At 76.7% G+C, this 17910-nt stretch carries 11 protein-coding genes; 3 read left to right on the top strand and 8 right to left on the bottom strand.

Annotation, left to right across the window (positions count from 1 at the left end):
- The first annotated feature begins 55 nt into the window (after positions 1-55).
- Genes ACIBST_RS41405 through ACIBST_RS41395 form a run of 3 tightly spaced genes read left to right on the top strand, consistent with a single transcriptional unit; the run spans position 56 to position 4345 of the window.
- Positions 56-2140, top strand: coding sequence for an iron chelate uptake ABC transporter family permease subunit (locus tag ACIBST_RS41405; protein ID WP_397178986.1), 2085 nt, complete (start codon positions 56-58; stop codon positions 2138-2140).
- A gap of 1 nt (position 2141) precedes the next feature.
- Positions 2142-3233 (top strand): enterochelin esterase, encoded by a 1092-nt coding sequence (gene fes / locus ACIBST_RS41400; protein WP_397178985.1) that lies wholly within the window; start codon positions 2142-2144, stop codon positions 3231-3233.
- Positions 3230-4345 (top strand): amidohydrolase, encoded by a 1116-nt coding sequence (locus ACIBST_RS41395; protein ID WP_397178984.1) that lies wholly within the window; start codon positions 3230-3232, stop codon positions 4343-4345. Before fes ends, ACIBST_RS41395 begins: the two co-directional genes overlap by 4 nt.
- A 19-nt stretch (positions 4346-4364) precedes the next feature.
- Here ACIBST_RS41395 and ACIBST_RS41390 read toward each other — a convergent pair whose 3' ends face one another.
- From ACIBST_RS41390 to ACIBST_RS41355, 8 genes are all read right to left on the bottom strand, one after another.
- Positions 4365-5723 (bottom strand): MFS transporter, encoded by a 1359-nt coding sequence (locus tag ACIBST_RS41390; RefSeq protein WP_397178983.1) that lies wholly within the window; start codon positions 5721-5723, stop codon positions 4365-4367.
- Positions 5720-5914, bottom strand: coding sequence for an MbtH family protein (locus ACIBST_RS41385; RefSeq protein WP_397178982.1), 195 nt, complete (start codon positions 5912-5914; stop codon positions 5720-5722). Before ACIBST_RS41385 ends, ACIBST_RS41390 begins: the two co-directional genes overlap by 4 nt.
- Complete coding sequence (locus ACIBST_RS41380) at positions 5911-13173, bottom strand: amino acid adenylation domain-containing protein (RefSeq protein WP_397178981.1); 7263 nt, start codon at positions 13171-13173, stop codon at positions 5911-5913. The genes ACIBST_RS41385 and ACIBST_RS41380 overlap by 4 nt, the downstream gene beginning before the upstream one ends.
- Positions 13170-13388 (bottom strand): phosphopantetheine-binding protein, encoded by a 219-nt coding sequence (locus ACIBST_RS41375; RefSeq protein WP_397178980.1) that lies wholly within the window; start codon positions 13386-13388, stop codon positions 13170-13172. The genes ACIBST_RS41380 and ACIBST_RS41375 overlap by 4 nt, the downstream gene beginning before the upstream one ends.
- Positions 13381-14028 (bottom strand): isochorismatase family protein, encoded by a 648-nt coding sequence (locus ACIBST_RS41370; protein ID WP_397178979.1) that lies wholly within the window; start codon positions 14026-14028, stop codon positions 13381-13383. The genes ACIBST_RS41375 and ACIBST_RS41370 overlap by 8 nt, the downstream gene beginning before the upstream one ends.
- A gap of 1 nt (position 14029) precedes the next feature.
- Positions 14030-15556 (bottom strand): (2,3-dihydroxybenzoyl)adenylate synthase, encoded by a 1527-nt coding sequence (locus ACIBST_RS41365; RefSeq protein WP_397178978.1) that lies wholly within the window; start codon positions 15554-15556, stop codon positions 14030-14032.
- A 92-nt stretch (positions 15557-15648) separates the two neighbouring features.
- Positions 15649-16743: an isochorismate synthase gene (locus tag ACIBST_RS41360; RefSeq protein ID WP_397178977.1), complete on the bottom strand. Its 1095-nt coding sequence runs from the start codon at positions 16741-16743 to the stop codon at positions 15649-15651.
- Between the two features lie 106 nt (positions 16744-16849).
- Positions 16850-17605: a 2,3-dihydro-2,3-dihydroxybenzoate dehydrogenase gene (locus tag ACIBST_RS41355; protein WP_397178976.1), complete on the bottom strand. Its 756-nt coding sequence runs from the start codon at positions 17603-17605 to the stop codon at positions 16850-16852.
- Positions 17606-17910: the final 305 nt, after the last annotated feature.

Genomic DNA, 17910 nt, shown 5'->3' with positions numbered 1-17910 from the left:
GCTCCCGAGCTAAGAAATTAGGAAAGCCTTACCTTTTTTAGGTTAGCCTTACCTTATGTTTACGCAAGTCCGCGCCTTCGGACTCGGCGCCGCCGCGCTGCTGGCCCTGTGCGCGGCGTCCATGCTCACCGGCGCGGGCCGGGTCGCCCCCGGGCAGGTCCTCGGCTACCTGCTCGGCGGCGGCGGGGACGGCCACCTGCGCATGGTGGTGGACACCCTGCGGCTGCCCCGGACGCTGGCCGCCCTCGTCGTCGGCGCCGCGCTCGGGGTCTCGGGCATGCTGCTGCAGTCGGTCACCCGCAACCCGCTGGCCGAGACCGGGCTGCTCGGCGTGAACGCGGGCGCCGCCCTCGGCGTCGTGACCGGGATCGTCACCGCCGGGGCGCAGACCGGCGGCGCGTACCTGGGATGGGCGCTCGGCGGCGCGCTGCTGGCCACCGGGGCCGTGCTCGCGGTCGGGGCCCGGCTCTCGCCGCTGAAGCTGGTGCTGGCCGGCGCCGCCCTGTCGGCCACGCTCACCGGGATCACCACGGCCGTGCTGGTGGCCGACCCGGTGACGTTCGACCAGTACCGGTACTGGATCCTCGGCTCGCTGGCCGGGATCCCCATGGATCGGGTGCTGGCGATCGCGCCGGCGGTCGCGGCGGGGCTGGTCATGGCGGCGGTCGCGGCCCGGCCGCTGGCGGCGCTGGCGCTCGGCGACGACCTGGCCGTCGCGCTCGGCCACCGGCCCGGGCGCACGCGGCTGTGGGTGACGGCGGCGGTGACGCTGCTCAGCGCCGCGGCGGTCGCGGTCGCCGGTCCGATCGGCTTCCTCGGCCTGCTGGCCGGATACCTGTCCAGGTCCCTGGGCGGGGGGCGGGTGGGGGCGCGGATCGTGCTGTCCGGGCTGGCCGGGGCGGTGGTGCTGCTGGGGGCCGACGTGCTGGCCCGGGTGGTCGCGCGGCCGTACGAGGCGCCCGTGGCGCTGCTGGTCGCCGTGCTGGGGGCGCCGGTGCTGGTCGTGGTGGCCCGGTCGCGGGCGGTGGCCGCCGGGCCCGGTGACCTGCTCCCGTCCGGGGCGCCGCGGCGGCGGCCCGTCCGCGGGGGCGCGCGGGCGGGCGGGCCGTCGCCTTCCGGCGCGCGGGTCGTGCGGGGGCGGGGCTGGTCGGTGCTGGTGCCCGTACGGTCGTCCGTGGCGGCGGCGGCGCTGCTGGCGGTCACCGCGGCGGCCGTGGTGGCGGCGGTGGCGGCCGGGCAGTCGGGCATGACGGCCGGGCAGGCGCTGAGTGCGCTGGCGGGCTCGGGCGAGGGCGGGCACGTGCTGCTCGTCCAGGAGATCAGGCTGCCGCGGGTGGTGGCGGGGCTGGTGGCGGGGGCGGCGCTCGGGCTGTCCGGCTGCCTGACGCAGGCGCTGGCGCGCAACCGGCTGGCCACCCCCGACCTGCTCGGCATCAACCAGGGCGCGGTCATCGCCATCATGGTCGCCGGGACGGCGTCCGCCTCGGGCACGCTGTTCGCCCACTGGTGGATCGGCCCCGCGGGCGCGCTGGCCGCCGCCGTGGCGGTGTTCGCCGTCTCGGGCGGCGTCGGCCGGCAGGGCTACCGGTTCATCGTGACGGGCCTGGCGCTGACCACGCTGGCCGGCGCGCTCACCCAGTCGCTGCTGGCCTGGCAGGGGCTCGGCTCGGCCACGGCCGTGCACTCCTGGAGCGTGGGCAGCCTGGCCGGGCGCGGCTACTCCGTCGCCCTGCCGGTGGCCGCCGGGCTGGCGGTGCTGGTCCCGGCCGCGCTCGCGCTGGCCCGCCGGATGGCCGTGCTGCGCTTCGACGAGGACGTCAGCGCCGGGCTCGGCGTCGATCCGGGCCGCACCAGGATCGCCCTGCTGGCGCTCGCCGTCGTCCTGGCCGGGCTGGCGGCCGGTGTGGCCGGGCCGGTCGCGTTCGTGGCCCTGGCCGCGCCCGTCGTCGCCGCCCGGCTGGCAGGACCGGCCCGGCTGCCGCTGGTCGGCGCGCCGCTCACCGGCGCGGCGCTGGTCGTGATCGCCGACACGGCCGGGCGCGTGGCCGCCGACGGCGCCGAGATCCCCGTGGGCGTCGTGACCAGCATCCTGGGCGGCCCCTTCCTGCTGTGGACCCTGCTGTCGGACCGGAGGCCGTGACATGACACCCGCAACCACCCCGATCGTCGAGCCCGCCGGCACGCCCGGCCGGTGCAAGGTGACGTTCCTCTGGCGGCCCAGGTCGCGCGGCGAGCAGGCGGTCGTGCTGATCAACACAATGACCGACCGCGACCGGCACGCGGGCGACATCAGCCGGCATGTCATGACCCGCCGTCCGGGCAGCGACCTGCTCCACCTCACCTACGAACTGGACGCCGACCTGCGCGCCGGCTACCAGATCCTGCCCTGCGACCGGCTGCCGGGCACCGACCGGGACTCCTGGCTCCAGGTCCTGCGCGCGGCCGTGCCGGATCCGGGCAACCCGCTCACCGTGCCAGGACCGCCGGACCGGCGTCCGTCCTCGCTGCTGGAGCTGCCGCAGGCGCCGCCGCAGCCGTACCGGGAGCGCCGGCCGGGCGTGCCGCGCGGCCGGGTCGGTCAGGCGCGGTCGGGCGGGCGGCGGGTGTGGGTCTACACGCCGCCCGGCCCGGCCGCCGGTCCCCTTCCCGTCGTGGTGCTGCTGGACGGCGAGGTGTGGGCCGGACGCGTCGCGCCCACCCTGGACAACCTGGTGAACGAGGGCCGCCTGCCGCCGCTCGTCGTGCTGATGCCCGACTCGGTGGACCGGCCGTCCCGGCTGCGGGAGCTGGCCTGCCACGAGCCGTTCGTCCGCTACCTGGCCGACGACCTGCTGCCGTGGGCGGAGCGCACGTGGCGGGCGACGAGCGATCCGGGGCTGACCGTGATCGCGGGGCAGAGCCTCGGCGGGCTGACCGCCTCCTACGCCGCGCTGCTCGCGCCCGGACGGTTCGGCAACGTCCTGTCGCAGTCGGGGTCGTACTGGTGGCCGGACGAGGATCCGGAACGGCTGACCCGCCGGTACGCCGCCGTCCCGAGGCTGCCGGTGCGCTTCCACGTCGAGGCCGGCCGGCTGGAGTGGATGCTGCTGGAGGAGAACCGCCGCTTCGCCGGCGCCCTCGCCGCCCAGGGGTACGAGGTGAGCTACACCGAGTACAACGGCGGCCACGACCCGGCCTGCTGGCTCGGCGGCCTGGCCGACGGCCTCACCGACCTCGCGGCGGGCTGGCTGTGAACGTCAGGGACGCCGTCCGCCGCCGCGCCGAGGCCCGCGCCCCCGAGCTGGTCGCGCTCAGCCACCGGATCCACGCCCACCCCGAGACCGCGTTCGAGGAGCACCGGGCGGCCGCCTGGACCGCGGGCCTGCTCGAAGCGGGCGGCTTCGCGGTGACGGCGGGCGCGGGCGGCCTGCCGACGGCCTTCTCCGCCGCCCGCGGCAGCGGCCCGCTGACCGTGGCCTTCTGCGCCGAGTACGACGCGCTGCCCGGCCTCGGCCACGCCTGCGGCCACAACGTCATCGCCGCCGCCTCGACCGGCGCGGGCCTGGCGCTGGCCCCGTTCGCCGACGAGCTGGGGCTGACCGTGAAGGTCGTCGGCACCCCGGCCGAGGAACGCGGCGGCGGCAAGGCGCTGCTGCTGGAGGCCGGGGTGTTCGACGGCGTGGACGCCGCGATGATGGTGCATCCCGGGCCGTTCGAGACCGTCCGGTTCCGCTCGTTCGCGCTCGGCACCCTGGACGCCGAGTACACCGGACGGGCCGCGCACGCGACCCTCGCCCCGCACGAGGGCCGCAACGCGGCAGACGCGATGACGCTGGCCCAGGTGGCGATCGGCCTGATGCGCCAGCAGCTCCCGCGCGACCTGCGCGTGCACGGCGTGGTCACCTCGGCGGGCGAGGCGCCCAACGTCATCCCGGCCAGGTCCACGGCCTCCTACGAGATCAGGGCCGCCGCCGCGGCCGGCCTGGCGGGGCTGCGGGCGCGGGTGGAGTCCTGCTTCCGCGGCGCGGCGACGGCGACCGGCTGCGAGCTGCGGCTGACCCGGCCGGAGCCCGACTACCTGGACTTCCGCGACGACGCCGCGCTGGCCGGTCTGTACGCGGCCAACGCCGCCGCGCTGGGCCGTCCGGCGGCGGTGGAGCGTGAGCCGTTCGCGGTGACGGACATGGGGAACGTGTCGCACGTCGTGCCGGCCGTCCATCCGATGCTGGACATCGGGGCGGGCGGGGCCGCGCCGCACGAGCCGGGGTTCGCGGCCGCCGCGGCGGCCCCGGCGGCCGACCGCGCGCTGGTCGAGGCGGCCGTCCTGCTCGCGCTGACGGCCGCCGACCTGGCCCTCAGCCGGTAGTCCCGGGCCCACCAGGCTCTCAGCCGGTGGTCCCGGCCTCTCGGGCCACGGTGGCGGTGGGCCGCAGCAGGGCGGCGGCGCCGTAGGCCGCCAGCAGGAACGCCGCGGCGGCCAGCAGCGCGGCGGGGTACCCGGCCAGGGCCGCCGCGGCGGCGCACACGCCGACGCCGAGCCCGCCGCCGAGCATGCGCAGCGACTGGAACAGGGTCATGGCCCGGCCCATCACCCGCGGCCCGACCGTCGTGAACGCCGACACCTGCACCGCCGTCACGGCCTGCCCGAGCACCAGGCCGACGGCGAACATGACGGCCCGCAGCGTCCACGGCCCCGGCTCGGCCAGCGCGAGGAACGCGAACAGCGCCGCGCCGCCGAGCAGCCCGGCCGCCACCACGCGCCGCTCGCCCCAGCGGGCGCAGGCGCGGTCCACCAGGAATCCGGCGGCCATGAGCCCCAGCGCCTCGGGGAAGACCACGAGACCGGCGTCGGTGGCCGTGGCCGCCAGCGCGTCCTGGTACATCACGGGGAAGGCGAACAGCATGCCGAGCAGGCCGGCGGCCGACAGCGCGGCGGTGGCCGCGCCGCACAGGAAACCGCGGTCGGCCAGCAGCCCGAGGTCCAGCAGCGGCGGCTCGGCGCGGCGCGCCTGCCTGACCAGCGCCCACACCAGGGCGGCCCCGGCGGGCAGCGCCGCCCAGGCGAGCGGCGACATGCCGGCCGCGGCCTGGTTCAGCCCGTACATCAGCAGGCCGGACCCTCCGCCGGCGAGCAACAGGCCGCGCACGTCCAGCCGCCCGCCGCCCGCGCCCCCGCCCATGCCGGGGCCGGAGGCGGGGGCGGGCCGCGGCGCGGCGGCCCCGGCGAGCAGGGCCGCCGCGCCGAGCGGCAGGTTGACCAGGAACGCCCAGCGCCACGAGAGCGTGTCGGCCAGCAGGCCGCCGAGCACCGGGCCGAGCGCGGGCGCGAGCGCGGTCGGCACCACGATGTGCCGGGACAGCCGCATGCGCTCCTCGGGGGCGTAGGCGGCGAACAGCATGGCCATCCCGGCGGGCGTCAGCACGCCGCCCGCCGCGCCCTGGAGCACCCGGAAGCACACCAGCGACCCCAGGTCCCACGACAGCGCGCACAGCCCGGAGGCCGCCGTGAACGCGGCGAGCGCGGCCAGGAAGACGCGCGACGCGCCGTACCGGTCGCACAGCCGGCCGGCGACCGGCATGGCGATCGCGAGGCTGGCCAGGAACGCCGACTCCACGGCGTTCGCCGCGGCGGGCGGCACGCCGAGGTCGGCCGCGAGGGCGAACAGCGCCGGGTTGACGATCGTCGCGTCCAGGCCGCTCACGCACATCGCCGTGACGTAGGCGGCCAGTACGCGGCCCCTCACCGGCGCAGACTGCGGGGGCGCAGGTCGGTCCAGGACGCCTGGACGTAGGCCAGGCAGGCGGCCCGGCCGTCCGGCCCGAAGCGCACCGACCAGCCGTCGGGGACGGCGGCGAAGGAGGGCCACAGGGAGTGCTGGTCCTCGTCGTTGGCCAGGACGAGGAACCGGCCGTCCGGGTCGTCGAAGGGGTTCACGGGGTGTGCTCCTGGGTCTTGGGGGCGGCGGCGTCGCGGGGGCCGGGGCCGCCGGGTCGGTCGAGGTGGTCGAGTCGGTCGAGGCGGTCAAGGTGGTCGAGGCGGGCGGCGACGATCGCGGCGATCTCGGCGATCGGGCCCGGCTGGGTCATGTCCTTGTGGCTGCAGGCCACGTCGTGCGTCTCGATCGTGCCGCCGACGTGCGGGCGCCAGGCGTCCGCGGTCAGGGTGTCGTCCACCGTGTCGACGGTGGCGCGGAAGAACAGCACGTCGCCGTCGAAGCGGCGGGTGTCGAGGGCGCGTACGAGGCGGTTGGTGTTGAGGTAGAGGTCCTTCAGCTCGGCCAGCGTCCCGGCCGGCAGCCCGGCCAGGGGGCTGGACTCGCGGCGCAGGATCTCCGCCACCCGCTCCAGCGTGAGGGCGGCGTCGGGGGCGAAACCGCCCATCGTGAGCAGCGCCTCCAGCGCCTCGGCCTCGTCGGAGGGCGGCAGGTCGCGCATGCCCTCGGCGGGGTAGGCGTCCAGGACGGCCAGCAGCGCGACCTGCTGCCCGGCCAGCCGGAGCTGCACGGCCATCTCCTGGGCGATGATCCCGCCGGTGGACCAGCCCAGCAGGTGGTAGGGCCCGCGCGGGCGCACCAGCCTGAGCTGGGCCACGTAGTCGGCGGCCAGGCGGCGCAGCGAGGTGGGCAGGTGGTCGCGGCGGGCCTGCAGCCCGTAGATCGGGCGGTCCCGGACATGCCGGATGAGGCCGCCGTAGCACCAGCTCAGCCCGCCCGCCGGGTGCACGCAGAACAGCGGCGGCCGCGAGCCGGACTCGCGCAGCGGCAGCAGCACCCGCAGCGGGTCGGTGCGCGCGCCGCCCTGCGCCAGGGCGGTGAGCGCGGCGGCGGTCGGCGCCTCGAACAGCGCGCCGACGGACACCTCGGCGCCGAACACCTCCTTGACCCTGGCCACCAGCCGGACCGCGAGCAGCGAGTGGCCGCCGAGGTCGAAGAAGCCGTCGTCCACGCCGACCCGGGGCAGGCCGAGCACCTCGGCGAACAGGGCGCACATCGCCTCCTCGCGCGGCCCGTCCGGCAGCCGGCCGCCGCCGGTGGGGGCCTCGGGGGCGGGCAGGGCGGCGCGGTCGAGCTTGCCGTTCACGGTGAGCGGCAGCGCGGGCACCCGGACGACGGCGGCCGGCACCATGTAGCCGGGCAGCACCCGCGCCACGAACGCCCGCACCTCCCCCACGTCGGCGATCCCGGCGTCGGCGTCCCCGGCGGAGGCGGCCCCCCCGGAGGCGGCCCCCCCGGAGGCGCTTCCGGCGGAAGCACCTCCGGAGGTGCTTCCGGAGGTGCTTCCGACCTCGGCGGTTCCGGCGGGCGGGACGACGTAGGCGGTGAGGCGCTGGTCGCCGGGCCGGTCCTCGCGGACGATCACGGCCGCCTGGGCGACCGACGGGTGCCGCAGCAGGGCCGCCTCGACCTCGCCCGGCTCGATGCGGAAGCCGCGCACCTTGACCTGCTGGTCGGCGCGGCCCGCGTAGTCGAGCGTGCCGTCGGCGCGCCATCGGGCCAGGTCGCCGGAGCGGTACATGCGGGTGCCGGGACGCCCGAAGGGGTCGGCGACGAACCGTTCGGCGGTCAGGCCGGGCCGGCCGAGGTAGCCGCGGGCGAGGCCGTCCCCGGCGACGTACAGCTCGCCGACCACGCCGGGCGGCACCGGCCGCAGGCGGTCGTCCAGGACGTAGACCCGCAGGTCGGGGATGCCGCGCCCGATGGGGCTGCCGTGCTGGTCGCCGGGCGGCAGCACGTGGTGGGTGACGTGCACGGTCGTCTCGGTGATGCCGTACATGTTGACCAGGCGCGGCAGGTCCGGGCGGCGGGCCCGCCAGGGGGCAAGGCGGGCCGGCTCCAGCGCCTCGCCGCCGAAGATCACGTACCGCAGGGCCAGGTCGCGGCCGTCGTCGGCGGCGATGAGCTGGTAGAACGCCGACGGCGTCTGGTTGAGCACGGTGACGCGCTCGCGTTCCAGCAGGTCGAGCAGGTCGCCCGGGGACCGGCTGGTCTCGTACGGCACCACGACCAGGCGGCCGCCGTACAGCAGGGCGCCCCACAGCTCCCACACCGAGAAGTCGAAGGCGTAGGAGTGGAACAGCGTCCACACGTCGCCGGGGCCGAAGCCGAACCGGGCGTCGGTGGCCGACAGCAGGCGGACGACGTTGTGGTGGGTGACGACCACGCCCTTGGGCCGCCCGGTGGAGCCGGAGGTGTAGATGACGTACGCGGCGTCGCCAGGACGCAGGTCGCGCTCCGGGTCGTGGTCCAGCCAGTCGCCGAGGTCGTCCAGCCAGGACGCGTCCACGACGCACACCGGCCCGGCGTCGGCGATCATGTGGTCCGTCCTGGCGGCCGGATGGGACGGGTCGAGCGGCAGGTAGGCCGCGCCCGTCTTGACCACCGCGAGCAGCGCCGCCACCAGGTCGGGCGAGCGGGGCAGCGACAGCGCGACGACGGCGCCGGGACGGGCGCCGTGGGCGATGAGCTTGTGCGCCAGCCGGTTGGCGCGCGCGTTCAGCTCGGCGTACGTCCAGGTGTGCACGGCGACGGCGTCCGGGGTGCGGCGGGCCTGGGCCTCGAACAGGCCGGGCAGGGTGCCGCCGGGCTCGCTGACCAGGTCGCCGTTCCACTCCTCGACCAGGGTGCGGCGTTCGGCGGCGTCGAGCAGGTCGTACGCGCCGAGCGGCCGCTCCGGGTCGGCCACGGCCTGTTCCAGCAGGCGGGTCAGCCGGCCGGCGAGGGCGCGGACGGTGGCCCGGTCGAACAGGTCGCTGTTGTACTCCAGGAACCCGGCGCCGGACGGGCCGACGTTCAGGGTGAGGTCGAACTTCGCCGTCCCGGTGTGGACGACCTCGACGCCCGGCGGTTCGGCGGCGTCCTGGTGGACGAGCATGACCTGGAACAGCGGGTGCCGGTCGCGCGACCTGGGCGGGTTGAGCGCCTCGACGAGCCGGTCGAAGGGCAGCTCGGCGTGGTCGAACGCGGCCAGGTCGGCGGCCTTGACCCGCTCCAGCAGCTCGGCGAACGACGGGTCGCCCGAGGTGTCGGCGCGCAGCACGAGGGTGTTGACGTAGAAGCCGACGCCGCCGTCCAGGGCGCTGTCGCCGCGGCCCGCGACGGGCGTGCCGATCGGGAGGTCGGTGCCCGCGCCGAGCCGGGTGAGCAGGGCGGCCAGGGCGGCGTGCAGCACCATGAAGACGCTGGCGCGGGCGCGGCGGGCGAGCGCCCCGACCGCGGCCATGAGGGCGGGCGGGAACGCCACGGGGACCGTGCCGCCCGCGCTGCCCAGCACGGCGGGCCGTGGCCGGTCGAAAGGCAGGTCGAGCCGGTCCGGCAGGCCGGCCAGCGTGGCCCGCCAGTGTTCCAGCCCGGTCAGCGGCAGGTCGCGCTGCCACAGCGTGTAGTCGGCGTACTGGACGGGCGGCGGCCCGAACGCCGGCGCCCGTCCGCTCCGGCGGGCCTCGTAGGCCGTCCTCAGGTCCCCGACCAGCGGCCCCGCCGACCAGCCGTCGCCCGCGATGTGGTGCAGGACGAGCATCAGCACGTGCTCGTCGCGGCCGAGCCGCAGCAGGTGGGCGCGGAGGGGCGGCTCGGCGGCCAGGTCGAAGCCGCGGCGGGCGATCCGCCGCATGGCCTCGGCGGGCTCGTCCGGCTGCCAGACGGGCATCGGGACCCTGTACCGGTCCAGGATCCGCTGGCAGGGGACGCCGTCGCGTTCGGGGAAGACCGTGCGCAGGATCTCGTGCCGGGCCACGACGTCGTCGAGCGCGGCCCGCAGGGCGGCGCGGTCCACGTCGCCGCCGAACCGCAGCGCCAGCGGGATGTTGTACGTCGGGTCCGGCCCCTGCATCCGGTACAGGAACCACAGCCTGGCCTGCGCGGACGACAGCGGCACGGGGTCGGGCCGCGGCCCGGTCCTCAGGGCCTGGGCCAGGGGCGGCCGGGGGGCGGCGGTGACGCCGAGCCGGGCCGCGAGCCCGGCCGGGGTGGGGGCGTCGAACACGGCTCTGATCGGCACGGCGGCGCCGAAGGTCTCCCTGATCCGCACGGTGAGGCGGGCGGCCAGCAGCGAGTGGCCGCCCAGGTCGAAGAAGCCGTCCTCGGGGCCCGCCGCCGGGAGGTTCAGCACCTCGGCGAACAGGGCGCACATGGTCTCCTCGGCGGCGTTCGCGGGACCGCGGCCGGTGGCGATCCTGGTCTGGGGGGCGGGGAGCGCGGCGCGGTCGAGCTTGCCGTTGGGCGTGCGAGGCAGCGCCTCCAGCGTGACGACCTGGGCGGGCGCCATCCCGGCGGGCAACCGCGCAGCCGCGAACCGCACCAACTCCACACCCGTCGGAAGGTCCTGTCCGAGCGGGAGGTCCGCGCCCGTCGAGAGATTCTGACCGGACGGGACGCCCACGCCCGGCGAGAGGTGCTGGCCGGGTGGGTTGGTGACGACGTAGGCGATCAGGCGGTCGGCGTGGGGGGCGACCGCGGCGGCGGCCACCGACGGGTGCTCCTCCAGCACCGCCTCGACCTCGGCCGGCTCGATCCGCACGCCGCGCACCTTGACCTGGTCGTCGGCCCGGCCCAGCAGCTCCAGCCGTCCGGGGGCGGCCCAGCGGGCGCGGTCGCCCGTCCGGTACAGCCGCGATCCGCCGGGACCGGCGACGAACCGTTCGGCCGTCAGGTCGGGACGCCCCAGGTAGCCGCGGGCCAGCCCCTCCCCCGCCAGGTACAGCTCGCCGACGGCGCCCGGCGGCGCCGGTTGCAGCGCGTCGTCGAGCACGTGCGCCGACGAGCCCGCGGTGGGACCTTCCGAGCCGTCGCCGAGCCAGGTGTAGGCGTCCACGGTGGCCTCGGTGGGGCCGTAGTGGTTGACGGCGAACGTGCGCTCGCGCAGGGCCCGCCACAGCGGACCGGGCACGGCCTCGCCGCCGACCACGACGACGCGCGGCGGCTCGGCCAGCAGGCCGGGCAGCTCCTTCAGGTGGGACGGGGTCAGGTCCAGGTAGTCGACGCCCTGCTCGCGGACGTAGGCGGTCAGGGCCTCGGGGTCGCGGTAGCGGTCGTCGCCGAGCAGGTGCAGCTCGTGGCCGCCGATCATCCACAGCAGCGGGTCCAGCGAGGCGTCGAACGAGAACGACGCGGTGTGCGCGACGCGCAGCCTCCCGCCGTCCGGGAACAGGCGTTCGCGGTGGGAGTCCAGGAGGGCGGCGAGGCCGCCGTGGGTGCCCACGACGCCCTTGGGCCGGCCGGTGGAGCCGGAGGTGTAGATCACGTACGCGGCGTCGCCCGGCCCGGGGAGGGGCGGCGGGTCTGGGGTGCCGGGCGCGTCCCCGGCCCAGCCTGGGGTGAGCACGACGGACGGGGCGGCGTCGGCCAGCATGAGGGCGCGCCGCTCCGCCGGGTAGGAGGGGTCCACCGGCAGGAAGGCCGCGCCGCTGCGCAGCACCGCCAGCAGCGCCACCACCAGCTCGGCCGAGCGCGGCAGAATGACGGCCACGATCCGCTCCGGGCCCGCACCGCACGCGGCCAGCCGCCGGGCCAGCCGGTCCACCCGCGCGCCCAGCTCCTCGTAGGTGAGCCTGTCGCCGTCGCACACCAGGGCCGTCTCGGCGGGCGTCCGCCGGACCTGCTCCAGAAAGGCGGCCACCACCGTCCGCCCATCGGTCCGGCTGGTGGCGCGACCGTCGGTCCGGGCGTCGGGCCGGGCGTCGGGCCACCCGGTGGTCCGCTCGGTGGTCCGCTCGGTGGGCCGCCCGGTGGGCCGCCCAGCAGTCCGTCCAGGGGTCCGCGCGGCGGCGCGGCCGGTGCGGCCGGCGCGCGGCGCGGTTTCGGTGGGGAGGGCGGCGCGGTCGTCGTCGGTGAGGAGGGGGAGGCGGCCGAGCGGGGTGTCCGGGGCGGCGTCGGTCAGGGTGGTGAGGAAGGCGGCCAGGCGCCGGGTGTGGGCGGCCAGGGCGGCCGGGTCGTAGTGGGCGGCGTTGCCGTCGAGTTCCAGGGTGAGGCGGTCGCCGTCGGGCAGGAGGGCCACGGCCAGGTCGTCCACCGGGCCGGCGGCGAGGTTGGTGACGGCGCCGGTCGCGCGGCCGAACTTCGTCTCGGCCGGGAACGGCTTGATGTTGAGCAGCGGGCCGAACAGGGCCCGCGACGTCCCGCCGAGGCGCAGGTCGCGGCGCAGGTCCTCGATGCGGTAGCGGCCGTGGCGGCGGGCCTCGGCGATCCGGCGGGCGGCCTGGCCGACCAGGTCGCCGACCGTCCGGCCGGGCCGTACGTCGAGCCGGAGCGGCAGGACGTTGACCGTCAGGCACGGCACGCGGACGGCGGCCCCGGTGCGGTTCATCAGCGGCAGCCCGATCAGCACGTCGGTGCTGCCGGTGAGCCGTCCCACGTAGCAGGCCAGGCCCGCGGCGGCGACGTCGGCCCAGGTGGCGCGGGCGGCGCGGGCCAGGCCGTCCCACCGGGGCAGCGGCGGCAGGCAGGCGCGGCGCCGCACGACCTCGCGGGCCGACAGCCCGGCCGTCCCGGCAAGCCCGGCGACCTCGGGAGCCGACAGCGCCGCCGTCCCGGCGAGCACCGCGGGGTCGGGGGCCGACAGCGCGGGCGTCCCGGCGAGCACGGCGGGGTCGGGGGCGGCGGCCAGCCGTTCCAGCCAGTACGCCCGGTCACCGGCCCGCCGTTCCGAGGCCAGGTACGCCTCCTCCTCGGCCAGCACCGCCGCCATCGACCCGAACGGCCCCGCCCCCGGCGCCAGCCCGTCGGCCAGCGCCGTGTAGATGTCGGCGGTCCGGCCGACCAGCATCGACAGGGCGTAGGCGTCGATGAGGATGTGGTGGGCCCGCAGGTACCAGACGTGGTGGTCGCCGTCCAGGCGCAGCAGCGCGTGCCGCGACAGGGGGCCGGTGACGACGTCCACGGGCGTGGCCAGGTCGGCCCGCATCCAGGCGTCGGCCGCCGCCTCCGGGTCGGGCTCGCCGCGCAGGTCCAGCACGGTCAGGCAGCCGCGCAGCGAGTCGTAGTCGGGCAGGTACTGGGCGGGTTCGGCGGTGAAGCGCAGGCGCAGCGGCTCGGCCTCGGCCAGGCAGCGTTCCAGCGCCCGCGCGAAGAGGGCGGGGTCGAGCGGGCCGCGCAGGTCGATGCGGTCCGCGGCGTTGTAGACGGGGTTGGCGGGGTCCAGGCGCTGGGCGAGCCAGATCCCGGCCTGGGCGCCCGTGAGCGGCATGGCCTGCACGGTCACGTGAGCAGCTCCGCCCAGGCCGCGATGGTGGGCCGGTCCACGAGGTCGGGGAAGCCGAGGTCGCGGCCCTCCCGCTTCCACCCCTCGATGAGCGTCATCACCCTGATGGAGTCCAGGCCGACGTCCAGCAGGTCGTCGTGCAGGCCGAGCTCGGACGGCTCGACGTACAGCAGGCCGGCGATCTGGGCGCGCAGGCGCTCCTCGGCCTCAGACACCGGCCACCGCCCCCGACAGGGCCCGGCTGACGCGCGTGGTCGTGGTGGTGACGGCGCACCGCTCGGCGGCGTAGGTCAGGGCCATCTCGTGGTGCTGCCGGGAGAAGTCGGCGACGGCGTCGGCGACCACGAACGCCTGCACGTCCCGCATGAACGCCTCGCAGGCGGTCATCAGCACGCCGATGTGGGCGTACACGCCGCAGATGACGAGCTGGTCGCGGCCCTGCCCGGCCATCAGCTCGGCGAGCCCGGTGCGCTGGTAGGCGCTGTAGCGCCACTTGGTGAGCAGCACGTCGCCGTCGCCGGGCGTCAGCTCGTCGGCGATCGCGGCCTCGCGCGGGTCGGCGCCGATGCCGGAGCCCCAGAAGTCCAGCAGCAAGCCGCGCTGCTCGGCGCTCTGGGCGCCGGGCTGGGCGGAGTAGACGACGGGCACGCCCAGCTCGGCGCACCGCTCGCGCAGCGCCAGCACGTTGGCCATCAGCTCGACCATCGGCGAGCGGCCGGGGGTGAAGGCGCGCAGGAAGTAGTTCTGCATGTCGTGCACGAGCAGCACGGCCCGGCGCGGGTCGGGCCGCCAGTCCACCCGGTTGGCCGGGAGCTCGGACGGCATGGCGTACGGTTCGATCCTGGGGATCGGCATGTCATGTCCTTTCGCGGAGGTGGCGCTTGCTGACCTTGCCGACCGCGGTCTGCGGGAAGGCGTCGACGAACTCGAACCGGTCAGGGATCTTGTAGGCGGCGATGCCGCGCCCGCGCAGGAACGCGCGCAGCTCGGCCGCGGTGGGCGGGTCGCCGCGGCAGATGACGTAGGCGCAGGCCCGCTCGCCCATGTAGGGGTCGGGCACGGCGACCACGCTGGCGTCGTGGACCGCCGGGTGGGCCAGCAGGTGGTTCTCGACCTCCTCCCCCGCGATCTTCTCGCCGCCCCGGTTGATCTGGTCCTTGGCGCGCCCCTCGACGACCAGGTGGCCGGTGGGGGTGCGCCGGACGATGTCGCCGGTGCGGTAGAAGCCGTCGCCGGTGAAGGCGGTCCTGTTGTGCTCCTCGGCCCGCCAGTAGCCGCGGATGGTGTACGGGCCGCGGGTCAGCAGGTGGCCGTGGTCGCTGTCGCGGCCGTCGTCGTCCAGGACGCGGATCTCGTCGTCGGGCGAGATGGGACGTCCCTGGGTGGCGACGATGGTCTCCTCGTCGTCGTCCAGGCGGGTGTAGTTGACCAGGCCCTCGGCCATGCCGAACACCTGCTGGAGCGTGCAGCCCAGCTCGGGCCGCACGCGTTTGGCCGCCTCCCGGCTGAACTTGGCGCCGCCGACCTGGAGCACCTCCAGGCTGGACAGGTCGTGGCCGGTGGTGGCGGCGGCGTCCAGCCAGACCAGGGCGAGCGGCGGGACGAGGGCCGCGATCGTGACCCGCTCGCGCTCGACGAGCGGGAAGCAGGTGCCGGGGCTGGGGTCGGGGGCCAGCACGGACGCGGCCCCGGCGCTCAGCGCCCCGAACACGCCGGGCGAGCTCATCGGGAAGTTGTGCGCGGCGGGCAGGGCGCACAGGTAGACGCTGTCCGGCCGCAGCGCGCAGATCTCGGCGCTGGCGCGGAAGCTGTAGATGTAGTCGTCGTGGGTGCGCGGGATGAGCTTGGGCAGGCCGGTGCTGCCGCCGGACAACTGAAGGAACGCGACGTCGCCGGGCGCGGGGCGGTCCGGGCCGCTCTCGCTCGGATCGTCTTCGTCCGGGTCGGTCTCGGGGAGTTCGCCGAGGACGTGGGCGGGGGTGCCGGGGGCGTAGGCGCGGTGCTCGTCGTCGGGGCAGATGTAGGCGGCGGCCTCGGTGAAGGAGCAGAAGTAGGAGATCTCGGCCGAGCGGTGGGCGGGCAGCGCGAACACCGGCCAGGCGCCGATCCGGAACAGCGCGAAGCACACCTGGTGGAACTCGGGCACGTTGGGGAGCTGGACCACGACGCGGTCGCCGCGGCCGATGCCGCTCGCGCGCAGCCCGGCGGCCAGGCGGTCGGCGCGCTCGTCCAGGTCGCGGAAGGTCCAGCGGGCGGTGGGCGAGATCAGGGCGGGGCGGGGGCCGTACGCGGCGGCCAGGTCGCGCAGCAGGCCGCCGAACGTCTCGCCGCGCCAGTAACCGGCCGCCCGGTACCGCGCCGCCTCCTCCTCAGACCAGTGCACCCCGCACCTCCCCGGCCCGTGACGGGTGAAGGGGCGCAGGCGACCGGTCCCCGGCCTGTGGGGGCGATTGCTTTTCGGGGTGTCGGGTGGGGTCAGGCGAGGGCATCGGAGACTCCCAGGGCGCGCAGCATGGTGCGGAACTTGGCGGCGGTCTCGGCCAGCTCGGCCTCGGGGTCGGAGCCGGTGACGATGCCCGCGCCGGCGTACAGGCGCAGGGTGTGCTCGGCCACCTCGGCGCAGCGGATCGCCACGGCCCACTCACCGTCCCCCGCGGCGTCGGTCCAGCCGGCCAGACCGGCGTAGAAGCCGCGGTCGAACGGCTCCAGCTCCTCGATCATCCGCCGCGCCCCCTGCTCGGGCGTGCCGCAGACGGCGGGCGTCGGATGCAGGGCGGCGGCCAGCGCGAGCACGCGGGTGTCGGGGTCGCGCAGCGTGCCGGTGACGCGGGTGGACAGGTGCCACATGGTCTCGGTGGAGGTCAGCTCAGGTGTGACGGGCACCCGCAGGCCCGCGCAGTACGGCGCGAGCGCGTCGGCGACCGCCTCCACGACCAGCCGGTGCTCGCGCAGGTCCTTGGCGGAGGCGGCCAGCGCGGCGGCCCTGCGCCGGTCCTCGGCGGGGTCGGCGCAGCGGGCCGCGGAACCGGCCAGCGGGTTGCTGACCACCGCGCGCCCGTGGCGGGAGACCAGCAGCTCGGGGCTGGCGCCGGTGAGCGTGCGGCCGCCGGGCAGCGGCGCGGCGAAGGAGTAGCCGTGCCCGAGCAGCGGGCGCAGCAGTCCCGGCAGGTCGATCGGCTCGTCCGAACGCAGTTCCACGGTCCTGGCGAGCACCACCTTGGCCAGGCCGCCGCGCTCCAGCTCGGCCAGGGCCCTGCGCACCGCGGCGGCGTACGCGGCCGGCTCGGGCACCCGCCTGCTCCACCAGCCGCCGCCGGCCAGGGGGGCGGCGCCCGGCGGCAGCGGCGGCGACCAGGTCTCGGACTCGGGCTGGATCAGGTGGGCCGTGCCGTCGAAGCCGATGGCCCCGGCTGCCGGGCCGTCCACCCTGCCGGCCAGCGTGGCCAGGTCGCCTCCGGCGACGCCGCGCACCCCGCGGGTGAGCAGCGTGCCGCGGGCGGAGGCGAACAGCACCGACTCCGCGCGGTCGTAGCCCGCGAGCGGATCCGCCGCGGTTGTCAGCAGATGCAATGGAGGTCCAATCTCGATCGGTCCAATCTCGGTCGGTCCATCCGGTCCGGCCCGGGGGCGGGATCACGGGATGCGGGTTCGGACGGCCCCGGCGGGCCGGGGCGGGTCAGGTGTGGAGGGTGGCGCCGCCGTCCACGAGGAGGTCGTGCATGGTGATGTGCCTGGCCCGTTCCGAGCAGAGGAACAGCACCGCGTCGGCCACGTCGGCCGGGTCGGCCACCCGGCCGAGCGGGATGCCGACGCGGAAGGCGGCCGGGTCGCCGTGCAGGGTGGCCGACAGCGCCTCGTCGGGGTCGGCGCCGTCCCACAGGGCGCGCAGCATTGCGGTGTCGGTCGAGCCGGGTGAGACGACGTTGCACCTGATGCCGTGCCGGGCGACCTCCAGGCCGAGGCAGCGGGTGAACATCCGGGCCGCCGCCTTGGAGGCGGCGTAGGCGGCCATGCCGACGCGCGGCACGCCGGCCGCGTTGGAGCCGACGGTGACGATCACGCCCCGCCGCCGCGGCGTCATGCGCCGGGCGACGGCGCGGGAGACGTGGAAGACGCCGTCGGCGTTGACGGCGAAGCTCTGCCTCCAGTGGTCGTCGCCGGTGCCGTCCACCTCGCCGGGCAGCAGCACGCCCGCGGTGTTGACGCAGATCGCGATCGGGCCGAGGTCCCGCTCGACCGCCGCGACGACGCGCTCGACGTCGTGCGGGTCGCGCACGTCCAGGCGGTACGGCCGCCCGTCGCCGCCGGTCACCGGTCGCAGGTCGGCCGCGGCGACCACGGCCCCGGCCCCGGCCAGGGCGGCGCAGACGGCCGCCCCGATGCCGCGGGCCGCGCCGGTCACCAAGGCGGTCCCGCCGTCGATCCCGTCCATTGCGGCACGTCCTCCCCGAATGCTTTAGTTAGGTAAGCCTTGCCTAATTTGAAGGCAAAGAGACCGTCTGTCAAGACCGCCGTCCGGACCCGGCGACGGGCGTCAGGAAAGCCGCGTGAGGAGCGAGATCGGGGATGTCACCGCAGGTCAGGGATGCGAAAAGGCGGCGGGGGGGGGGGGGGGGGGGGGGGGGGGGGGGGCCCGGGCGGGGGGGGGGGGGGGGCGGGGGGGGGGGGGGGGGGGGGGGGGCGGCCCGGCCGGCGGGGGGGGGGGGGGTGGGGGGCGACCCCGACGGCCGCGCGGGC

The organism is Nonomuraea sp. NPDC049684 (assembly GCF_044465345.1).
Taxonomy (GTDB): Bacteria; Actinomycetota; Actinomycetes; order Streptosporangiales; family Streptosporangiaceae; genus Nonomuraea.
Note: the sequence above shows the minus strand (reverse complement) of the source record. Positions and strands in the feature narration are given on the sequence as shown.